The sequence below is a fragment of the Ruegeria sp. CDSC002 genome, from assembly GCF_059610905.1.
Genome location: NZ_JBXWOM010000005.1, coordinates 323,495 through 342,824 on the forward strand (window position 1 = coordinate 323,495; position 19,330 = coordinate 342,824).

Genomic DNA, 19,330 nt, shown 5'->3' on the forward strand with positions numbered 1-19,330 from the left:
CTTTGTTTATTATAGTACAAACAATTGAATCAGGCAGGAGCCGTCATGACGGAATCCATTGAAAGCTATGCGCTTGACGAGCAGGTCGGCTACCTTTTGAGGCTGGCCAATCAGCGCCACGCGTCGATTTTCCAGTCACACACATTGGACGGCCTGACGCCCACGCAGTTTGCTGCGCTGATCCGTATTGCCGATTTGGGCAAGTGCTCTCAAAACCGGTTGGGGCGGCTGGCGGCAATGGATGTTGCGACGATCAAAGGGGTCGTTGATCGCTTGCGTCAAAAGGGATTTGCGGTTGTCGAGCCCGATCCGGACGACAAGCGACGCACACTGATTTCGCTATCCCCCGAAGGCGAGGCCATGGTCGCGCGCATGAAGGATGTTGGTCAGCAGATCACCAACGAAACGCTCAAGCCGCTGACGGCCGCCGAACAGCGCAACCTGATTCGGATTTTGCGCAAAATCTCATGATTTGAAGGGCCGTTTGGCAGACGCCTTATCCAACTGCAATTCAGACCGGGAAAACCGGATCGGAGTGCGCAGACCGGGCACGCCTTCCGGGTTAATCTGCATCTCGCGATGCTGAATCTGCGGGTCGCTCAGCGCCTCTTGCACTGAATTTATCGGACCGCCTGGCACGCTGTGTTGTTCAAGAGCCGCCAACAGATCGGTCTTGGTCCATTCCAGACAGGAACTCGTCAGCAATTCAGTCAACGCAGCGCGATTTTCCACACGGTCCGCGTTGGACATGAACCGTGTATCGTCGATCAACTCTGGCAGGCCAAGTATTTGGCACAGGCTTGCATATTGCCGGTCGTTGCCGCAGGCGATGATGATGTGTCCATCCGCCACCGGAAACACCTGATAAGGCACGATATTGGGATGGGCGTTACCCAGTCGCGTTGGACACGTACCCGAGGCCAGATAATTCATCGCCTGATTGGCCAGAACGCCCGTCATGCAATCCAGCAGGCTCAGATCCACGTGTTGTCCCTGCCCCGAGCGCTCTCGTTCAGCAAGTGCAGCCTGAATGCCGATCACCCCGTAGAGGCCCGTGAAGATATCTGCAAAGGCGACGCCGATCTTTTGCGGCTCTCCCTCGGGGTCGCCTGTCAGGTCCATGATCCCGCTCATACCCTGGATAAGAAAATCGTACCCCGCCCGATGGGCATAGGGCCCATCCTGACCGAACCCAGTGACGGATGCGTAAACAAGTCCGGGGTTGATCTGTTTGACGCTATCATAATCCAGGCCGAATTTCTTCAACCCGCCGACCTTGAAGTTTTCGATCAGCACATCCGCATCGCGGATCAGATCCAGCAACTTGGCCCGATCACCCGCATCCCGGAAATCCAATGCGATACTGTCCTTGCCCCGATTGGCCGCGTGGAAATAAGCGGCTGTCTTATCGCCATCGCGTTCGATAAACGGAGGGCCCCATTTTCGGGTATCATCCCCCTCGGGGCTTTCGACCTTGAGCACATCCGCCCCCAGATCGGCCAATGTCTGCCCGATCCAGGGCCCGGCCAGAATGCGGGCCAGTTCGATCACTTTCAGTCCGTGCAAGGGGGTGCTCATGGGTTGAACCTTTCAAAACTCTGCTGCGATCGGCCAACTTGTGTCCGGGATCGAATCCTGCATCTCCCCAACAGCATAAGTCCGATGTTTCGACAACCCGCTTGTCAGTCATGTCACCCTGCCGAAGCGCAGTATTTTCGTTAGTACACTAACTTTTTTCACTTTTGGGTCAAGAGTCCGACTCAGGAAAAATTCATTCGTACAGAAACGTATTGACAGGCACGCACTTCTCACAATATTCATTTGTACACTAATGAATAGGTGCTCCATGACTTACGTCGTCACCGAAAACTGCATCAACTGCAAATTCACTGATTGTGTGGAGGTTTGCCCCGTGGATTGTTTCTACGAAGGGGAAAATACACTGGTCATCCATCCCGACGAATGTATCGACTGCGGTGTGTGTGAACCGGAATGCCCCGCCGACGCAATCCGCCCGGACACCGAGGATGGGATGGAAAAGTGGGTCCAACTAAACGGCAAATACGCAGAGGCTTGGCCCGTCATCACCGAAAAGAAAGACCCGATGCCTGCCGCGGACGACTGGAACGGCAAAGAAGGCAAGCTTGCGCTCTTGTCGGATGCCCCGGCAGAATAGGAGACTCATATGTCGCTGGATTCTACGACCAAAACTGAATTCCCCATTCCGGCGGGCGTGCTCGCCCAAACCGTTACCGAAGTGAAGCACTATACCGACCGGCTGTTCAAATTCCGCATCACGCGCCCGGCTTCATTCCGGTTTCGGTCAGGTGAGTTTGTGATGATTGGTTTGCCGAACGCGGAAAAACCCGTGTACCGCGCCTATTCCATCGCGTCACCCAGCTGGGACGAAGAGATCGAGTTCTATTCGATCAAGGTCCCCGACGGCCCGTTGACCGAACACCTGCAGAAAATTCGCGAAGGTGATACGGTTTTGATGCGCAAAAAGCCCACAGGCACGCTGGTCAATGACGCGCTGTTGCCGGGTAAACGGCTTTGGATGTTTTCGACTGGAACCGGCATTGCGCCCTTTGCATCGTTGATCCGCGACCCTGAAACCTATGAGAAGTTCGACGAAGTAATCCTGACCCATACCTGTCGGGAAAATGCCGAGCTGGACTATGGCAAGGAACTGGTTGCGGCGCTCAAATCCGATCCGCTGGTTGGCGCGATGGCACAGAATTTGCGGCACTATTGCACCCTCACGCGTGAGGACTATCCGTTCAAAGGTCGGATCACCGATCTTATGGCATCGGGCAAAGTGTTCGATGATTTGGACCTGCCGCTAATCTCACCAGAAACAGATCGCGGAATGATCTGCGGCTCGATGGCGATGCTGCAGGATACCAAGGCCGCGCTGGAAGGGTTCGGCCTGGAAGAGGGCGCAAACAATAAACCTGCAACTTTTGTGGTCGAACGCGCCTTTGTCGATTGACCAACCGGGGCTCTGCCCCGGCCCTACACCGGGATCTGGTGAAACGCTCTCACACCAGATCCCGCGTGTCTCGGGACTTACTGATTGTCCCGCTTTCCTGTCTTGTTCAGAAATGCCTCCATCCCGGCCCGCGCTTCGGGTGAGGATTGGGCAATCGCCGCAGCCAGGCTTTCGGTAAAGAAGCCATCACTGGCCGACATGTCATTGATGCGCGTGATCGCCTGCATCATCATGTAGTTTGACAGCGGCGCATTCTCGGTCACACGCCAGGCCAGCTCCATCGCTTTGTCAAACACGGATCCGTCCGGCTCAACATAATGCGCCAGCCCCAGTTGCAACCCTTCGTCCGAGCCATAGCGGCGACCGGTCAGCATCATCTCCATCATCCGGCTGGCCCCGAGAATCCGGCCAACACGTACCGTTGCGCCGCCACCCACAAAGATCGCGCGGCGTCCTTCGGGCAGCTCATAGAACGTATCCTGCTGCGAGACCCGAATATGGGCGGTCATAGCCAGTTCCATCCCGCCGCCCAGCACACCGCCGTTCATTGCGGCCACAACCGGAACCCGGCCGTATTCGATCTTGTCGAAAATCCGGTGCCATAGGCGGCATTCATGCATAGCCCCTGCGGCGTCGCGCATCGAATGTTCCAACAGGTCCAGCCCGGCACAGAAATGCTGACCGGAACTGCGGATCACAACGGCGCCGATCTCATCGGGAAGGGTGTCGAAATAGTGCTCGATCTCGAACAGCAGCCCGTGATTGATCGCATTGAACTTGGCAGGTCGGTCCAGCGTCAGGATACCAACCGGGCCGTCTGTCTCTGGGGTGATATGTGTGTATTCCATTGCAAAGCCTTACTTGGGTTCCAGACGGATCGCGCCGTCCAGACGCACGCATTCACCGTTCAGCATGGTGTTTTCGATCATGTGCCCTGCCAAGCGCGCGAACTCAGCCGGCTGTCCAAGACGCGACGGGAAGGGAACCTTGGCACCCAGACTGTCCTGAATCTCTTGCGGCAGCAAATCCATCATCGGGGTCGAGAAGATACCCGGTGCAATCGCCATGACACGAACGCCCGAGCGCGCAAATTCCCGCGCCGCAGGCAAGGTCAGACTGGCCACCCCACCTTTCGAGGCTGAATATGCCGCTTGTCCGATCTGCCCCTCAAAAGCCGCCGCCGACGCGGTGTTGATGATAATCCCCCGCTCGTTATCCTCAAGCGGTTCATTTTGCATGATCCGCTCAGCCGCCAGGCGCATGACATTAAAGGTGCCGATCAGGTTGATCTGGACCGTTCTGGCGAACCCGTCCAGCGCCGCCGGGCCGTTGCGCCCTACGATCCGTTCGCCATGTGTGACGCCGGCGCAATTGACGACAACACGGGGTAAACCATTGGCCGCAATTGCCGTGTCCAGCGCCGCAGAAACCTGGGCCTCATTGGTCACGTCGCAAGGCGCGGCAATTACCCCCATTTGCTTTGCGGCCTCGTCCAGCTTGTCGCCGGGCACGTCGAACAGGGCCACTTTCGCCCCGCTTGATGCAAGATATTCGGCCGTCGCAAACCCCAACCCCGAAGCACCGCCAGTCACGATTGCGGATGCGTTTTCGATTCTCATTTCAAGTCTCCCTGTGTGCCCCGAACGCCATAACGCAACGAAATCAGGCTTCGGTCTTGCGCGATTTTCTGATGCGTCATACCCGTTGAATCGGGACTTAGTGAACGATCAATAATACATTTGCATACTAACAATTTTTTGGATAGCCTGATTTTCAAATGATGCATCATGTCGCGCCCAGTGCGACCCGATGACAGGGAGAGGAAAAATGAGCATTTCAGCCCGGCAAAAAGAACACGACTTGGGGCATCTCAAAAAATTCGCCCCTTCACAGGTGTTACGAGAAGATCTGGGCGATGGCGCTTTTGTTTTACGCAGCCCCTACCTGCTGGATATGGACGTAAAATGTGTTTCCGAATATTTGGAACGCTGGGCCGAAGAAGCACCTGATCGCCTTTTTCTGGCAGAACGTGGGCCAGACGGTGAATGGATCAGCGTCACCTATTCCGAGGCTTTGGCGCAAACCCGCTCACTGGCTGCGTTTCTTCTGAGCATGGGGCTGGCTCAAGACCGCCCACTTTTGATTCTGTCAGGCAATTCGGTCCGGCACGGTCTGCTGATGCTGGCTGCTATGCATGTGGGCATTCCGGTGGTGCCGGTTTCTGTTCCTTACTCTCTGGTCGACGAGTCGCTGGCCAAACTGCGCCATATCGTCAGGACCACAAATCCCGGTATGGCCTATGCCGATGATGCCAAGGGCTTTGCCCATGCTTTTGAGTTTCTCGCTTCGGAAGGCATCGAACAGCTGTCGGACAATGGCGCACTGACCTTTGAGCACGCCCTAGAAGCCACAGCTGGCGAACCGGTTGCCCAAGCGCGTGCCACGATTGACTATGACACGCCGGCCAAGATCCTGTTCACTTCTGGCTCAACCGGGTTGCCCAAGGGCGTCATCGTAACGCAGCGCATGATGTTGGCCACTCAAGAAGCCGTGGTGCAGATTTGGCCGTTTCTGGAAAGCGCCCCACCTGTCGTGGTTGATTGGCTGCCCTGGAACCATACGTTCGGCGGCAATTTCAACTTCAACATGATGCTGCGCAACGGCGGTAGCTTTTATATCGATGATGGCAAACCCGTGCCGGGCGAGATTGAAAAGACAATTCGCAACGTGCGCGACGTTTCACCCACCCTATTCTTCAACGTCCCGCGCGGTTTTGACATGCTTTTACCGGTCCTGCGCGAGGACGCAGCCTTTCGCAACGCTTTTTTCAAGCGGCTTGATCTGATCTTTTTCTCTGGTGCGGGGCTACCCGACCATCTTTGGGAAGGTCTGGAACAATTGGGCGTGCAGGAACGGGGCGAGAAAATCCCGTTTGTAAGCGCCTGGGGCCTGACTGAGGCGATGATGGCCACCTGTGTGCACTTCCCCATCGACAAGGCAGGCGTCATCGGGGTGCCGGGTCCGGGATCCGAGCTGAAGTTTCTGCCCAATGGTGGCAAGCTGGAAATGCGGGTCCGCGGACCGCATGTGACAACAGGTTATCTGAACAACGCCGAAAAAACCGCCGAGGCGTTTGATGACGAAGGGTACTTCCTGACTGGCGACGCGGGACGTTTGCAAGATCCAGATGACCCGTCGAAGGGCATCGTATTCGATGGCCGCATCTCTGAGAACTTCAAACTGATGACCGGCACTTGGGTCGCCGTCGGCAACTTACGTGTTGCGTTACTGCAGGCGCTTAGCCCGATTGCCTCGGATGCGGTCATTACCGGCCATAACCGGACCGAAGTTGGTGCGCTTCTGTTCCTAAACATAGATGAATGCAAAACCCTGACCGGACGGGGCGACACATTGGCAGGTTACGCTGATGATCCGACTGTGCGCGCCTTCATTGCCGAACGTTTGGCTGCATACAATGCCGACCAAACCGGCAGCGCCACACGCGTGAAACGCGTTCGCATCGAACACGACGCCCCGTCGGTTGAAAAGAATGAAGTCACGGATAAAGGCTATATAAATCAACGCTTTGCGCTAGAACTTCGGGCCGACGCGGTCACTGGATTGTATGAAGGGTCCGAGGATGTGATCGTATCAGGAAAGGCTACCACATGATCGACTACACCGCCTCTGAAGCCGAGATTGCATTCGTCCTCAAGCATATCGGTCGGCCCGAGCGGCTGCCCGGTTGGAGCGACGATCTGGCCGAGGCTGTAATCCCAGCCTTAGGCCGCTTCATCAACACCGAAATTGCCCCTTTGGACATGATCGGCGAGGCACACGGCACGCGTCTGGAAAATGGCCGTGTACGGATGCCACCGGGCATGGTTGCCGCCTATAAGCGCTATGCCGATGCCGGTTGGCCGGGCTTGTGCGCACCTGAAGAATATGGCGGGCAGGAATTGCCACACATTCTGGGTGCGGTTCTGGCGGACATGCTGGCTGGCGCGTGTATTTCCTATGAGATGGTGCTGAGTCTGGCGCAAGGCTGCATTCGAACTCTGAATGCCTCAGGCAATGACGATCAAAAGGCGCGACTGCTGCCGTCGCTGGTGTCCGGCGAATGGATGGCATCGATGTGCCTGACCGAGCCGGATGCGGGGTCAGATCTGGGTCGGATCAAAACGACCGCTACGCCGGATGGTGATAGCTATGTGCTCAGCGGTACCAAAATCTTCATCTCGGGCGGTGATCACGACTATACCGACAACGTATTGCATCTGGTGCTCGCGCGCACCCCGGACACGGCACCGGGGGTCAGGGGTCTCAGCCTGTTCGCCTGCCCTGCCGTGTTACCCGATGGGACACGTAACCGGGTTCAGACCGTACGGATCGAAGAAAAGATGGGGATGCATGCCTCACCCACCTGTCAGATGGCGTTCGACGGCGCAAAGGCCGAATTGTTGGGCCAGTTAGGCCAGGGGCTGGCCGCCATGTTCACTATGATGAATGCCGAGCGTCTGGATGTGGCCCTGCAGGCCGTGGGCCAAATGGACGTGGCTTTTCAGCGGTCGCGTTTGCATGCCGCAGGTCGGCGCCAGGGCACAACATCAGAAGGCTCGGCGCTGATCATCAAACACGGTGACGTTCAGCGGATGTTGCTGGATATCTACGCCTACACGCTGGGATGCCGGGCGATGGTCTATCGCACTTTTGTGGATATGGATTTGGGCATTGATCAGGGGTTGCTGGATATCCTTACTCCGACCTGCAAGGCATTCGCGACCGACGCAGTCAACGCGGCCTCAAGCCAGGCAGTGCAAATCCACGGCGGCTATGGATTCTGCAAGGAATACCGCGTTGAACAGATCATGCGCGACAGCCGCATCATGGCGATTTACGAAGGTACCAACGGCGTTCTGGCGACCGGAGTTGCCCGCCGCGCGATCCGCGCAAATGGCGGTGCGGCGGCGCAGGCTTTTGCCGATTTGGCCTCAACGGGCCCCAGCTCGGTCGAGCTGGCCGATGCGATCGACGCCTGGAAATCCGCAACCCAAGCCATGCAAAGCTATATGGATATCGGTCCGTCGGTCTCGGACTATATGCGGCTGACCGGGCTGGTATATTTTGGTCGCGTCTGGGCGGATCTCGAGGCCGCCGCGGACAACGCCCCGGAACCCGAATTGTTGCGCGCCACTGCGGCCCATGTCCGGGCGCGCATCCTGCCCGAAGCCGGTTTGTTGCGGCACCGCATCCTCAATCCAGAACCCACGCATTCTGCGGCGATCTTTGCCGCGTGAACATCAAGGACGACACATGACTGACTTTACTCTTCCCGAAGCCAGCCCTCAGGCCGACGCGGCGTTCCGTGCCGGTCTGGACGCTGGAAAATTTCTGATCCAGCGCTCAAAAACCACCGGTGAATACAACTTCTACCCACGCGCTCTGTCCCCTAATACCGGAGCAGACGATCTGGAATGGGTCGAAGCCTCGGGCCGCGGCACTGTCTTTGCCTCGACCATCATCCGACGTCCAGCAAAATACGGCGGTGACATCAACAACGTGCTGATTGATCTGGACGAAGGTCCTCGCATGTTCAGCCGCATTGTGGACGTGGACAACGAAGCGATCACCATCGGTATGAAAGTGCAGGCCGTTGTCATGACCCCCGACTTCGGACCCAACGCAAAATCCGGCGAAGCCGCCGTGTTCTTCAAGCCCGCGGAATAAGGAATTCAATCATGGCACACGCACTTCGCGGCAAATCCGCAATCGTTGGCAAAGGCTATTGGGGTTTGGGCAAAACGCCCAACACCTCACCAATGGAACTGATCGCCAAAGCCACACAGAACGCGCTGACCGATGCAGGTATGGACCTGTCCGAGATCGACGGCGTCTGTGGCGGGACATTCTACCACTTCTTCCCCACCCTCTCGATCGCCGAGTATTTGGGCGTCAAACCAACCTGGGCGAACTCGGACATGGTGGGCGGATCGTCCTTCATGTCCTATCTGGTCGAAGCGACCATGGCGATTCAGGCGGGCTTGTGTAAGAACGTTCTGATCTGCTACGGCTCGGCCGCGAAATCCGCGCGCGACCTCAATGGGCTGATCGAAACCCCGCAATGGGAACGCGCCTATGAACCAATGGTGCCGGTGCCGGGATATGCCTTCACCGCGCAACGCTATATGCACGAGTTCAACGTACCCAAAGAGCATTTCGGCCATGTCGCCATCTCGGCCCGGAAATGGGCTCAGCTGAACCCCGATGCGACAATGCAGGATGACCTGACGATGGAGGAGTATCTGAACTCGCCCATGGTTGCCGATCCATTGGCGGTTCTGGATTGTTGCCTGATGTCGGATGGCGGTGCCGCGATCATCGTGACCTCAGCCGCCCGCGCAAAGGATTATCAGGAAAAGCCCGCCTATTTCCTGGGCGGCGGCAACGCGATTTCCCACCGCGAGATCAGTCAGGCCGCCACGCTGACCACCACCTGTGCCACCGAAAGTTCGAAACGTGCGTTCGAGATGGCCGGCGTCACTACCAAAGACGTTGACGTCGTCGAGCTTTATGACGCCTTCACGATTAACACGCTCCTGTTCCTCGAAGACATGGGCTTTGTGAAGAAAGGTGAGGCCGGGGCCTTTGTGGCCGATGGCAACATCGCGCCGGGCGGCTCGCTGCCGGTTAACACCAATGGCGGTGGGCTAAGTTGTGTGCACCCCGGCATGTACGGCCTGTTCTGCCTGATCGAGGCGGCCACCCAGATACGGGGCGACGGCGGCAATCGTCAGATCGATGATGTGAATATTGCGATTGCCCATGGCAACGGCGGCACGTTCTCGAACGAGTTCACGACCGTTCTGGGCAGCGAAGCGGCGCTTTGAGCGATCAAAATAGAGGCAAATTCGCCCCCCCGCTCCCAAAGTTTGAGGTTTTGCCAGTGCGATAGAACGCAACCTACCGAAGACGAACCCTCGGAAACGGTCAGTTAGCGTCAGAAGCAGACAATCCTATTTCGTATTTTTGGGAAAGCCCTAAGCCCGACTGCTCATCTGGCGGTCGGGCTTAGGCATCAAACCTACGTTTCCCGTGTCTTTAAAGTACGGGTACGCGCGCTGCAGGAGGGGTCGAACGTGACCGTCCGGTTCGCATTTTGCCATCAATCATAACGGCCCCAACTCCGGGGATGTTGCCGACCGCCATGCCCTCCAAAACGTTCTTACCGTCCGATCCTTCTGGGCGGTCCATGAACACCAGATCGGCTGGGCGGCCTGGTGCGACGATGCCTTGTGCAAGATCCCGTCTCTTTGCCACGTTTCCGGTACCACAGCACCAAGCTTGTTCGGCAGGCAATCCGCCAATACTGGCCAGCAGAGTTGCCATTCGCAGCATTCCATTCGGCTGTACACCAGACCCCGCTGGGGCATCTGTTCCAATCAAGAAATCGACAAGGCGACCTTCGGCCAACGCGCCTTCCAGCGTCACAATTACCGACTTCTCGTTGCCATTGTGTACCGCTTCAAGCGCCCCTTTCGCGTGGCGGCAAAGCTCTCGGATTTCATCCTGGGAAATTGAGGTTGGTCCACCATTGATATGGCTGACTACGTCCGGTTGCGCCTCTAGCACATCTGCTGCTCGAACATCGTGAGAGCCCGCAATCGAAGGGCCGCCAGTATGCATAATGGTTTCTATTCCCAATTCCCGACACCAGCCGGTGACGCGGGCCGCGTCGGGACCTTTGGCAACTGTCCCAAGGCCGATCTCTCCAATATGCCGGATACCGGCCGCCTTTATTGCCGCATAGAAATCGCGATCAAAATCAAGTTCGGGCACTGGCGCTCCTGCCAAAACCTTGGCACCGGACGGGCGGAAATTTGAATAGCAACGTTGTGCCACCATCGCCAAAGCCTTGACGCCTTCGGCATCCTTGGGCCGACCAGGCAGATGGACTTCGCCGGCGGAAATAAAGCTTGTGACGCCGCCGTTAACATTCATTTCGATCCAGCCAATCTGGCTTTGGCGCGGGGTCCAATCGCCGAAAACCGGGTGGCAATGGCCATCAATCAGGCCCGGTGCGACCGCACAACCAGAGGCGTCAATTACGCGATCCGCGTCGCCGGCCTCAAGGCCCACAATCACTCCGCCTTCGATGAGAAGGCAATCACTGTCGGCAATAGGCGATTCCAGATCACCGGTCAGAAGCAGACCGATGTTACGGATTAGTGTGCGACCCTGTTCCGGTGTGTCTTTTGGTGCGTCAGCCATCTGATCCCCCATTTAGCGTGTGATTTCCGGTTCATATTTGGATCAAAAAAGCACGCCAAGAAATCGTTCGGCCGTCGTGCTTTCTTCATCCATTTTCATTAGTATACAAGCGATATTAGAACGCCTGTGTCAAGACCTTCTAACTGGCACTACGCCGGGATTGGCTACCCTTGAGCGGCTGATTGACCAGAGCCGACCAATCCTCGCCTGTTAGTAAGAAACCTGCATTCGGCAAGCCACCGACTAGTACCGCGGCTTGGGCGCTGTTGCCCCTATTGCCGCGGGTCAGGAAAACGCCGTGATGACTTTGGCGTAGTTGTTCATGATCTCAAGATCTTCATCCTGCGTGAAGTAACCGACGTGATGCCAGACGACGAATTCCTTGGTCCCGTGTTTCTCTTTCAACGCACCAACCTGATCGATCACCTGGTACACGGCGCCTTTCCAGACCCGCCACATCGGCACATAATATGGCGGGGCGTTAGGGGCGAAATTGAACAATTCCTCAAAAACGCGGTAGTGCTGCCCGGCCTGCGCTTCGGTCGATCCGATGGTCAGATTGGATTGTGATGATATAAAGATGCCACGCCAGTGTATTCAGCCAGCGCGGCGTATTGTCCCAACCAAAACCACAGAACAGTCGGCCACCGGGCACGTGATCGATCGTTGCCAGATCCTCGGCCAGACGCATCGGGTGATGCGCCGTCAGCGCCATACCCACCTGCCCCACCATCGGGTTTTTGGTGTTTGCAGCGATGTGCATATTCCACAAAGGCGGATTGGTCGTGGTTTCGATCCCTTCCATCTGAAAATGATGCTCGGTCATGCAAAACCCGGCATACCCGTTTTCGTCGGCAAATCTCATCTACTCGGTTGTCCGTTCTAACAGCGTTTCATACCGATCCGGGTCCGAGCCGGGCAGAACGACATTTTCGCCCTTTTAATGCATATAAAGTTGTACAAGGTTGTGGGTTTTCAAGACTATACCTGCCTTTAGTGCCCGTTCCCGAAATTCTACTGCTGACCGCTCAACGGAACTCAATTTGGGTCAAGAAACGCAAAAAGGGCGCCCTGTTTCCAGAACGCCCTTTAGCACCACTGTCTGTGAAGAAGGAGGAGTTACAGACAGCGATCAGCCCGACATACAACGCTGGGTTCACCGGCCTGCATGATCAATTCGTGGCTGACAGCACGGGGCAATGCCCGCGCCATAAAGGCGCGCGCTGCATCCACCCGATCCGCATAGTACTCTGGCGATTGAGCGCCCGCTGCAGCCTTGGCCACCCGTGCAATACGGGCGGACATCCAGGCCGATACGCTGAGGGCTACAATTTCAAGATAGTCACAGGCCCCGGACAGCACGTCACCTTGCGCTGTGCCCAGCACCCAATCCGTCGAACGTCCAAGCCGGGATGCCGCATCGCGCAAGCTTTTCTCTAAGTCAGAGAGGTCGTTGCCCAATTTGCCCGCCTCGTCCAGCATATCGGCCACTAGACCCTTGATGACGGCACCATTGTCGCCGCGCACCTTGCGCATAACCAGATCGCGGGCCTGAACGGCATTGGTACCTTCGTAGATTTCGGTGATCCGCACATCACGCACCAACTGTTCGACGCCATAATCTTTGATGAAGCCATGCCCGCCATGCATCTGCACAGCCTCATTCGCCATTCGCGATCCCATGTCCGAAAGGTAGGACTTGATGACCGGCGTCAGTAGCGAAAGGCGCGCGTCTGCAACTTTGCGCTGCTCGGGCGTTGCGGCACGATGAACTTCATCCAACAGGCCCGCTCCGAAATAAGCCAGCGCACGGGCAGCGTCCATTTCGCCTTGGGCGGTCAGCAGGCGGCGGCGTACGTCCGCATGGGCAATCAGCGGATCCGCAGGACCGTTCGGGTTCAAAGGTTCCCCGTCTGCGCGACCCTGACGGCGTTCGTGGGCATATGCCGACGCGGTTTGTACAGCGGCCTCAGCTACGCCCAACCCTTGCAGGCCGACCGATAGGCGCGCGGCGTTCATCATTACGAACATTGCGGCCAGACCTTTACCCTCGTCGCCGACGATCCAGGCCTTGGTGTCCTCAAACGAAATCCCGCAGGTGGGTGATCCGTGGATTCCCATCTTGTTCTCGATCCCGGCAATGGTGATCGTGTTCTGCTCGTCCGTCGTGTTGTTATCCGCATCCAGCATGTATTTTGGCGCCAGAAATAGTGACAACCCACGCGGTCCGGGCTCAGCGCCCTCGACCCGTGCGAGGATCAGATGGGCGACATTTTCCGACATGTCATGGTCGCCCCAGGTGATGAAGATCTTGTTGCCGGTGATGGCATAAGATCCGTCATCATTTCGAACGGCCTTGGTGCGGATCAGGCCCAGATCGGTGCCGCAATGCGGCTCGGTCAGGTTCATGGTCCCGGCCCAGTTGCCGGACGTCAGCTGAGGGCAGTAGACCGCCTTTTGTTCGTCCGAGCCATAGGCCATCAAAGCTTCGACAACGCCAAAGTTCAGTTCGTGGATCAGGGCAAAAGCCAGATTGGTTCCGGCCATCCCTTCACGCAGGGCAGCATGCAGGACGAAGGGCAGTTGTTGGCCGCCATATTCTTCTTCCAGCGCCAGCGCGTTCCAGCCGTCTTCGCAGAATACCTTGTAGGCATCGCCAAAACCGGGCGCGGCATAGACTTTACCATCTTCAAGCCGTGCGCCCGGGCTGTCGCCCGCCTCATTGCACGTTGCCAGATTGTCGCGCACAAAGCCGTTGATCGCGTCAACGACCGCAAAGAACGTATCTTTGTCGCAATGCTCATACCCAGGCAGCGCCAGCGTCTTGTCGAGGTCAAGAACCTCGTCCAACAGAAAAGTAATGTCCCGCTGCGGGAGTTGATAGTCCATACCTATGGTCCCTCAGTTTTTAAGCGGCTTGCCGGTCGTCATGGTGTGGCGCATCCGTTCGAGTGTCTTATCCTGTCGGATCAGGCGCATCATGCCTTCGGCTTCCAGCCTGTGCAGCGCTTCTTCATCCAGAACGCCGCCCTCACCCCCGGCCAGTACGTGCGCCGTTTCACACGCAATCTCGACCGTGTAGGGCGCGTCTGGCATAGCCTCGGCCAGTGCGGCCAGCTTTGGCTCCAACGCGGCGTTGATAGCTGCGGCATCCAGTGTGATCTCGGCCTTGGGCGCGGGTTTGTACCCGTCGACCAACGCCAGAGCCGCCACCTTGGCTTCGGCCAAAAGGCGGTCGCGGTTCATCACCACGCCATCGGTTTTCCGCAAGTAACCCGCATGCTGCGCCATAGGGGCAGAGCCGGTCATCAAAGCGACTGAAATCACGTCGAACGCAGCCTCGGCCCCTTGGACGGCATCACCAAGTTCCGCAGCCTTGAGCAGCAACAGCGCGGTTGTTCCGCCCCATGCGGGCAGCAGACCAACATTGGCCTCGACCAATCCGATATTGCTTTCCAAAGCGGCCATGACCCGATCCGAGTGCATTAGGATTTCGCAGCCGCCACCAAGGGCCAGACCACAGGCGGCCGAGACAACCGGGAACGGCGCGTACTTGATCTTGCGCATCGTGGCCTGACCGATGGCTAGTTGCCCTTCGACCAGATCCAATTCCCCCGCATCAGCACGATCCAGCGCTTTTTTTAGGTTCGCGCCCACAGAAAAGTGGTTGCCGTCCGACCCGATGACCATCGCTTTGAAGTCTCGGCCTACAACGTCCAGTGCTTCGCTCACACCTGTCATCACCTGATCATCCAAAGCCGCATTAGGTGCCGTGATCGTCAGCAGAGCGACGCCATCACCCATATCGCGCAGCACAACGGCCTCGGTCTGGAACACCGGAGCATCCGTCAGGTCAGATGCAAAGATCACCCCGGGGCCACGCGGCACGTCCGCTTGTTCGCCCGAAGGCAACAGCACCTTGCGGTCACGGCCCTGACCTGAAAAAATCCCGCCGCGTTCAGCGGCCAACGCCAGCAAGGGCGGCACGTCCTGACCCTCGGCCTTCAAGCGAGCCACAATCTTGTCCGCACCAATCTTGTCGATCAGCTTGAATGGGCCCATACGCCAATTGTATCCCAGCTCCATCGCTGCATCGATATCCGCCGGGTTGGCGGTAATCTCGGGCACGTAGTAAGCTGCGTAAGACAAAGTCGGCCCCATTACGGCCCAGGCAAAATCAGCCAATCGATCACCGGCCTGATCAATAAAGTCGACACCAAAGCTTTTGGCAAACTCCGGACCCTTGGCCTGCGCACGATACTCTAGCGTTGCCAGATCAACGGCTTCGGCGACTGGTTTGCCATTTTCGTCCTTGGATCTGCGATAGAAACCCGAACCGACCTTGCGACCAGCAAGGCCCTTGGCGGCCATCTGATCGAACAGCTCCAGACCGTCGGTGTGGAATTGCTGCGGATCATCAGCCTCAAGCAGATTGCGCATAGACAGGCGCGATTTGCCCATCAGGTCGATACCGATCAGGTCCATCAACGCGAATACACCCGTTCCGGGCACGCCGAAGGGACGGGCCAGCACTGTATCAGCCTCTTCAACTGTGATGCCACGCGCCACAGCCTCGCGGGCAGCGGCGTTCATCCACAGCCCGCCCAGACGGTTGGCGATGAAACCGGGGCGGTCGTTGCAGGGCACGACGGTTTTGCCGAGGCGTTCATAGCTGAACGCACGCGCACGTTCCGCAGCAGCCGGATCTGTGTCCGGTCCGGTCACAAGCTCAATCAAGCGCATATAGCGCGGCGGGTTGAAGAAATGCACGATGATGAACCGCTTGCGCAGGCTTTCATCCATCTGGCTGACCAGATCGGCCAGCGGAATGGTCGAGGTGTTCGAGCTCAGCAGCGCGTCCTCGCGAAGGTAGAGTGCAATTTTCGCGTAGAGCGCGTGTTTGATGGCGAGGTCTTCCAGAACAACCTCAACCACCCAATCACAGGTCGAAAGCTGATCCAGATCATCATCCAGATTGCCCGCTGTCAGCCGGGCCGCATAGGCCGGGTCAGCCAGTTGCGGCGCGCGGCCCTTGGTCATGCGTGCAATGGCACCTTTGGCCAACATCGACCGGTCTTCGGCATCCTTTGGTACGATATCCAGCAGAACGACTTCGGCACCGGCATTGGCGAAATGGGCGGCAATGCCTGCCCCCATCACGCCCGAGCCGATGACAGCAACTTTTTTGATCGCAGTCATTTACAGAACCTCGAACAGACCAGCAGCACCCATGCCTCCGCCGATGCACATGGTGGCAACGATGTACTTCGCGCCGCGTTTCTTACCCTCGATCAGCGCGTGACCGACCATACGCATGCCCGACATGCCATAGGGGTGGCCCACGGAAATCGCGCCGCCGTCGACATTCAGGATCTCATTCGGGATGCCCAGCTTGTCACGGCAATACAGGGCTTGCGATGCAAAGGCCTCGTTCAATTCCCACAAGCCGATATCGTCCATCTTGAGGCCATTGCGTTCCAACAATTTCGGCACTGCAAACACCGGGCCGATACCCATCTCATCGGGTTCGCAGCCCGCGACGACATAGCCCATATAGCGACCCAGCGGCTCGAGCCCGCGCTTTTCGGCCAGCTTCTCTTCCATCACGACCTGGGCCGAGCCACCATCGGACAATTGCGAGGCGTTGCCGGCGGTGATCCACTTGTCCTCACCCATCACTGGGGTAAGACCCTGCAGGCTTTCCAGCGTGGTCGAAGGGCGGTTGCACTCGTCCTGCGTCAGCGTGACCTCTTCATAGGTGATCTCGCCGGTTTCCTTGTTCTTGTTTGCCTTGGTGACCGTGATTGGCACGATCTCGTCATCGAACTTGCCCGCAGCCTGCGCCGCGGCGGTGCGCTGCTGCGATTGGAGGGCAAATGCATCCTGCGCCTCGCGGGTGATGCCATAGCGTTCGGCTACAGTATCGGCGGTCGAGATCATCGGATCGTAGAACCCACGAATGTTCTGCGCGATCCAGTCCTCTTTCAGGCGATAGGTGTTATCGCGACCCATCACCAGCGAGATGCTTTCGGCACCGCCACCGACAACCACATCGCAGCCATCGACCATGACCCGCGAGCAGGCGCGTGTCAGCGCCTCAAGACCCGAGGAGCAGAACCGGTTGATGGTTTGACCCGATGCGGTCACGGGCAGACCGGCGCGCATGGCGACCTGACGACCCAGATTTCCGCCGTTTGCACCTTCGGGGACGGCATTGCCGATGATCACGTCCTCAATTTCAGACGGGTCAACACCGGCGCGTTTGACCGCCTCGGCGACGGCATGGCCACCATAAACGGCGGGGTGAGTGTCGTTGAAAGCACCACGAAAGGCTTTGCCAATTGCAGTACGGGCGGTCGAGACGATTACAGCAGAACGCATTAGATTGATCCTTGAAGGAAATATTAAATGTCAGTGGGCAGCTTGTAGTCGGCGTATTGCTCACGCAGATGCAGCTTTGAAATTTTGCCGGTCGCGGTGTGCGGAAGCTCGGCGTGGAACACCACGTCGTCGGGCGTCCACCATTTGGCGATCTGGCCGTCATACAGCGCCAGAATGTCCTCGCGGCTGACATCCGATCCCTCACGCTTGACAGCAACGATCAACGGGCGTTCATCCCATTTACGGTGTTTGGCGGCGATACAGGCAGCCTCCAGAATATCCGGGTGGCTCATGGCGATGTTCTCCAGATCGATCGAGGAAATCCACTCGCCGCCCGATTTGACGACATCCTTGGTTCGGTCGGTCAGGCGCAGATAGCCTTTCGGGTCGATCGCCGCGACATCTCCGGTGATGAACCAACCGTCCTCGGTAAAGGCATCAGCACCGGCCCCGCCCCAATAGCTTTCAGCAACCCAGTGACCGCGAACCTGCAACATGCCAGAGGCGACGCCGTCATGCGGCAACAACTCACCTTCGTCATTAACGATGCGCATCTCGACCCCATAAAGCGCACGGCCCTGTTTGGTTTTCAGCGCAAGGCGGTCGTCGATTGGCAGTTTATCCTCGCCCCATTTGGGCACCGAAAGCGTCCCGACCGGGCTCAGCTCGGTCATGCCCCAGCCATGCACCACGTCGATACCGTGGCCTTTTTCGATCTGCTCGATCAGTGACAGAGGTGCCGCTGAACCTCCCATCATCGCGCGTTTGACTGTTTTTAGCGTGGCGCCCTGCTGATCCAGATATTCGAACAAGCCCAGCCAGACAGTCGGCACACCCGAGATCATCGTGACCTCTTCGTCGTCCATAAGTTCGCGCAGCGGGGCCGGATCCATGCCTGGTCCGGGCATGACCAGTTTGGTGCCGTTCATCAGGGCCGCATAGGGAATACCCCAGGCACAGGCGTGGAACATCGGCACCACGGGCAAAGTGGCATCACGCGAACTGAGTGCAAGCCAGTCGCCGCCGGACACGCCCATGGCGTGCAGCACGGTCCCACGATGGGAATACAAAACGCCTTTGGGATTGCCTGTTGTGCCAGATGTGTAACACAGCGCCATGGCCGCGTTCTCATCCAGTTCGGGCCAGTCATAAACCTCGGGCTTGCCCGCGATCAGGGATTCGTAGTCACGGACCAGGGTCTTCATCTGCGGCACCTGATCCGGGCCAGTCAGGCTGAACCAGGCCTGAACGCTGGGGCAGCGGGCCGAGACAGCATCGATCAGCGGTGCAAAAGTCGTGTCGAAGAACATATGCGTATCTTCGGCGTCGTTGATAATAAACGCGATCTGATCGGGATGCAGGCGCGGATTGATCGTGTGGCAAATCGCACCGATGCAAGCCAATGCATAATAGAGTTCCAGATGCCGATTGTTGTTCCAGGCCAGCGTCGCGACGCGGTCACCCGGCCCCATACCCAGTTCGGTCAAAGCGTGGGCCAGTTGCTGGGTGCGTCGCCCCATATCCGCAAAGCTGTAGCGAACAATCGTCATGTCCGAGTTGCGCCAGACAATCTCCGCCTCGGGGTGCGCACGCATGCCATGACGGAAAATGCTAGTCACCGTCAGTGGCATCGTCATGATCTGACCGGGAATCGTCGTTTTTTCTGCGCTCATTTTTTGCCTCTTAATG

Annotated in this window: 17 protein-coding genes; 7 read left to right on the forward strand and 10 right to left on the reverse strand. The window is 57.7% G+C overall.

The genetic code is table 11. The annotated features are described in order from the left end of the window. The first annotated feature begins 45 nt into the window (after positions 1-45). The gene (locus AC2FJE_RS11830) at positions 46-471 is read left to right on the forward strand and encodes a MarR family winged helix-turn-helix transcriptional regulator (protein WP_108859585.1); all 426 of its coding nucleotides are present in this window, start codon (positions 46-48) and stop codon (positions 469-471) included. Here AC2FJE_RS11830 and AC2FJE_RS11835 read toward each other — a convergent pair. Next, complete coding sequence (locus AC2FJE_RS11835; protein WP_496755765.1) at positions 466-1,578, reverse strand: CaiB/BaiF CoA transferase family protein; 1,113 nt, start codon at positions 1,576-1,578, stop codon at positions 466-468. The genes AC2FJE_RS11830 and AC2FJE_RS11835 overlap by 6 nt on opposite strands. 268 nt (positions 1,579-1,846) lie before the next feature. Between AC2FJE_RS11835 and fdxA the strand changes: the two genes are divergently transcribed. Continuing rightward, the gene (fdxA, locus tag AC2FJE_RS11840; protein ID WP_282169614.1) at positions 1,847-2,176 is read left to right on the forward strand and encodes a ferredoxin FdxA; all 330 of its coding nucleotides are present in this window, start codon (positions 1,847-1,849) and stop codon (positions 2,174-2,176) included. A gap of 9 nt (positions 2,177-2,185) precedes the next feature. After that, the gene (locus tag AC2FJE_RS11845) at positions 2,186-2,992 is read left to right on the forward strand and encodes a ferredoxin--NADP reductase (protein WP_496755762.1); all 807 of its coding nucleotides are present in this window, start codon (positions 2,186-2,188) and stop codon (positions 2,990-2,992) included. A gap of 77 nt (positions 2,993-3,069) precedes the next feature. Here AC2FJE_RS11845 and AC2FJE_RS11850 read toward each other — a convergent pair whose 3' ends face one another. Both AC2FJE_RS11850 and AC2FJE_RS11855 read right to left on the reverse strand, forming a co-directional pair. After that, positions 3,070-3,840: a crotonase/enoyl-CoA hydratase family protein gene (locus AC2FJE_RS11850; protein ID WP_282169616.1), complete on the reverse strand. Its 771-nt coding sequence runs from the start codon at positions 3,838-3,840 to the stop codon at positions 3,070-3,072. Positions 3,841-3,849: 9 nt separating this feature from the next. Beyond that, complete coding sequence (locus AC2FJE_RS11855) at positions 3,850-4,611, reverse strand: SDR family NAD(P)-dependent oxidoreductase (RefSeq protein ID WP_496760970.1); 762 nt, start codon at positions 4,609-4,611, stop codon at positions 3,850-3,852. 208 nt (positions 4,612-4,819) lie between these two features. Here AC2FJE_RS11855 and AC2FJE_RS11860 point away from each other — a divergent pair, with 208 nt between their 5' ends. From AC2FJE_RS11860 to AC2FJE_RS11875, 4 genes are read left to right on the forward strand one after another with little or no spacing between them, the layout of a single operon-like run. After that, complete coding sequence (locus AC2FJE_RS11860; protein WP_496755755.1) at positions 4,820-6,664, forward strand: feruloyl-CoA synthase; 1,845 nt, start codon at positions 4,820-4,822, stop codon at positions 6,662-6,664. Beyond that, positions 6,661-8,289, forward strand: coding sequence for an acyl-CoA dehydrogenase family protein (locus AC2FJE_RS11865; protein ID WP_496760971.1), 1,629 nt, complete (start codon positions 6,661-6,663; stop codon positions 8,287-8,289). Before AC2FJE_RS11860 ends, AC2FJE_RS11865 begins: the two co-directional genes overlap by 4 nt. A gap of 16 nt (positions 8,290-8,305) precedes the next feature. Further along, complete coding sequence (locus AC2FJE_RS11870; RefSeq protein WP_496755722.1) at positions 8,306-8,719, forward strand: Zn-ribbon domain-containing OB-fold protein; 414 nt, start codon at positions 8,306-8,308, stop codon at positions 8,717-8,719. 11 nt (positions 8,720-8,730) lie between these two features. Then, complete coding sequence (locus tag AC2FJE_RS11875) at positions 8,731-9,879, forward strand: acetyl-CoA acetyltransferase (RefSeq protein WP_496755721.1); 1,149 nt, start codon at positions 8,731-8,733, stop codon at positions 9,877-9,879. A gap of 211 nt (positions 9,880-10,090) precedes the next feature. Here AC2FJE_RS11875 and AC2FJE_RS11880 read toward each other — a convergent pair whose 3' ends face one another. The 7 genes from AC2FJE_RS11880 to AC2FJE_RS11910 all read right to left on the reverse strand — a co-directional run bounded on the left by AC2FJE_RS11880 (position 10,091) and on the right by AC2FJE_RS11910 (position 19,314). Next, complete coding sequence (locus AC2FJE_RS11880) at positions 10,091-11,260, reverse strand: amidohydrolase family protein (protein WP_496760972.1); 1,170 nt, start codon at positions 11,258-11,260, stop codon at positions 10,091-10,093. Between the two features lie 285 nt (positions 11,261-11,545). Continuing rightward, positions 11,546-11,695, reverse strand: coding sequence for a hypothetical protein (locus AC2FJE_RS11885; protein ID WP_282119293.1), 150 nt, complete (start codon positions 11,693-11,695; stop codon positions 11,546-11,548). A gap of 70 nt (positions 11,696-11,765) precedes the next feature. Beyond that, positions 11,766-12,125, reverse strand: a complete 360-nt coding sequence (locus AC2FJE_RS11890) for an LLM class flavin-dependent oxidoreductase (RefSeq protein ID WP_496706158.1) — start codon at positions 12,123-12,125, stop codon at positions 11,766-11,768. Positions 12,126-12,379: 254 nt separating this feature from the next. Further along, positions 12,380-14,149: an acyl-CoA dehydrogenase family protein gene (locus AC2FJE_RS11895; RefSeq protein WP_496755719.1), complete on the reverse strand. Its 1,770-nt coding sequence runs from the start codon at positions 14,147-14,149 to the stop codon at positions 12,380-12,382. Positions 14,150-14,161: 12 nt separating this feature from the next. Further along, a complete protein-coding gene (locus AC2FJE_RS11900; protein WP_496760973.1) occupies positions 14,162-16,459 on the reverse strand; it encodes a 3-hydroxyacyl-CoA dehydrogenase/enoyl-CoA hydratase family protein in 2,298 nt (765 codons plus the stop codon). After that, positions 16,460-17,641: an acetyl-CoA C-acyltransferase gene (locus tag AC2FJE_RS11905; protein WP_496760974.1), complete on the reverse strand. Its 1,182-nt coding sequence runs from the start codon at positions 17,639-17,641 to the stop codon at positions 16,460-16,462. A gap of 23 nt (positions 17,642-17,664) precedes the next feature. Next, the gene (locus AC2FJE_RS11910; RefSeq protein WP_496755716.1) at positions 17,665-19,314 is read right to left on the reverse strand and encodes a long-chain-fatty-acid--CoA ligase; all 1,650 of its coding nucleotides are present in this window, start codon (positions 19,312-19,314) and stop codon (positions 17,665-17,667) included. Positions 19,315-19,330 lie beyond the last annotated feature (16 nt).

What these genes read in the sequence shown, in the direction of transcription:
- AC2FJE_RS11830 (WP_108859585.1), top strand. Translation starts at nt 46, where the DNA reads ATGACGGAATCCATTGAAAGCTATGCGCTTGACGAGCAGGTCGGCTAC.
- AC2FJE_RS11835 (WP_496755765.1), bottom strand. Translation starts at nt 1,578, where the DNA reads ATGAGCACCCCCTTGCACGGACTGAAAGTGATCGAACTGGCCCGCATT.
- fdxA (WP_282169614.1), top strand. Translation starts at nt 1,847, where the DNA reads ATGACTTACGTCGTCACCGAAAACTGCATCAACTGCAAATTCACTGAT.
- AC2FJE_RS11845 (WP_496755762.1), top strand. Translation starts at nt 2,186, where the DNA reads ATGTCGCTGGATTCTACGACCAAAACTGAATTCCCCATTCCGGCGGGC.
- AC2FJE_RS11850 (WP_282169616.1), bottom strand. Translation starts at nt 3,840, where the DNA reads ATGGAATACACACATATCACCCCAGAGACAGACGGCCCGGTTGGTATC.
- AC2FJE_RS11855 (WP_496760970.1), bottom strand. Translation starts at nt 4,611, where the DNA reads ATGAGAATCGAAAACGCATCCGCAATCGTGACTGGCGGTGCTTCGGGG.
- AC2FJE_RS11860 (WP_496755755.1), top strand. Translation starts at nt 4,820, where the DNA reads ATGAGCATTTCAGCCCGGCAAAAAGAACACGACTTGGGGCATCTCAAA.
- AC2FJE_RS11865 (WP_496760971.1), top strand. Translation starts at nt 6,661, where the DNA reads ATGATCGACTACACCGCCTCTGAAGCCGAGATTGCATTCGTCCTCAAG.
- AC2FJE_RS11870 (WP_496755722.1), top strand. Translation starts at nt 8,306, where the DNA reads ATGACTGACTTTACTCTTCCCGAAGCCAGCCCTCAGGCCGACGCGGCG.
- AC2FJE_RS11875 (WP_496755721.1), top strand. Translation starts at nt 8,731, where the DNA reads ATGGCACACGCACTTCGCGGCAAATCCGCAATCGTTGGCAAAGGCTAT.
- AC2FJE_RS11880 (WP_496760972.1), bottom strand. Translation starts at nt 11,260, where the DNA reads ATGGCTGACGCACCAAAAGACACACCGGAACAGGGTCGCACACTAATC.
- AC2FJE_RS11890 (WP_496706158.1), bottom strand. Translation starts at nt 12,125, where the DNA reads ATGAGATTTGCCGACGAAAACGGGTATGCCGGGTTTTGCATGACCGAG.
- AC2FJE_RS11895 (WP_496755719.1), bottom strand. Translation starts at nt 14,149, where the DNA reads ATGGACTATCAACTCCCGCAGCGGGACATTACTTTTCTGTTGGACGAG.
- AC2FJE_RS11900 (WP_496760973.1), bottom strand. Translation starts at nt 16,459, where the DNA reads ATGACTGCGATCAAAAAAGTTGCTGTCATCGGCTCGGGCGTGATGGGG.
- AC2FJE_RS11905 (WP_496760974.1), bottom strand. Translation starts at nt 17,641, where the DNA reads ATGCGTTCTGCTGTAATCGTCTCGACCGCCCGTACTGCAATTGGCAAA.
- AC2FJE_RS11910 (WP_496755716.1), bottom strand. Translation starts at nt 19,314, where the DNA reads ATGAGCGCAGAAAAAACGACGATTCCCGGTCAGATCATGACGATGCCA.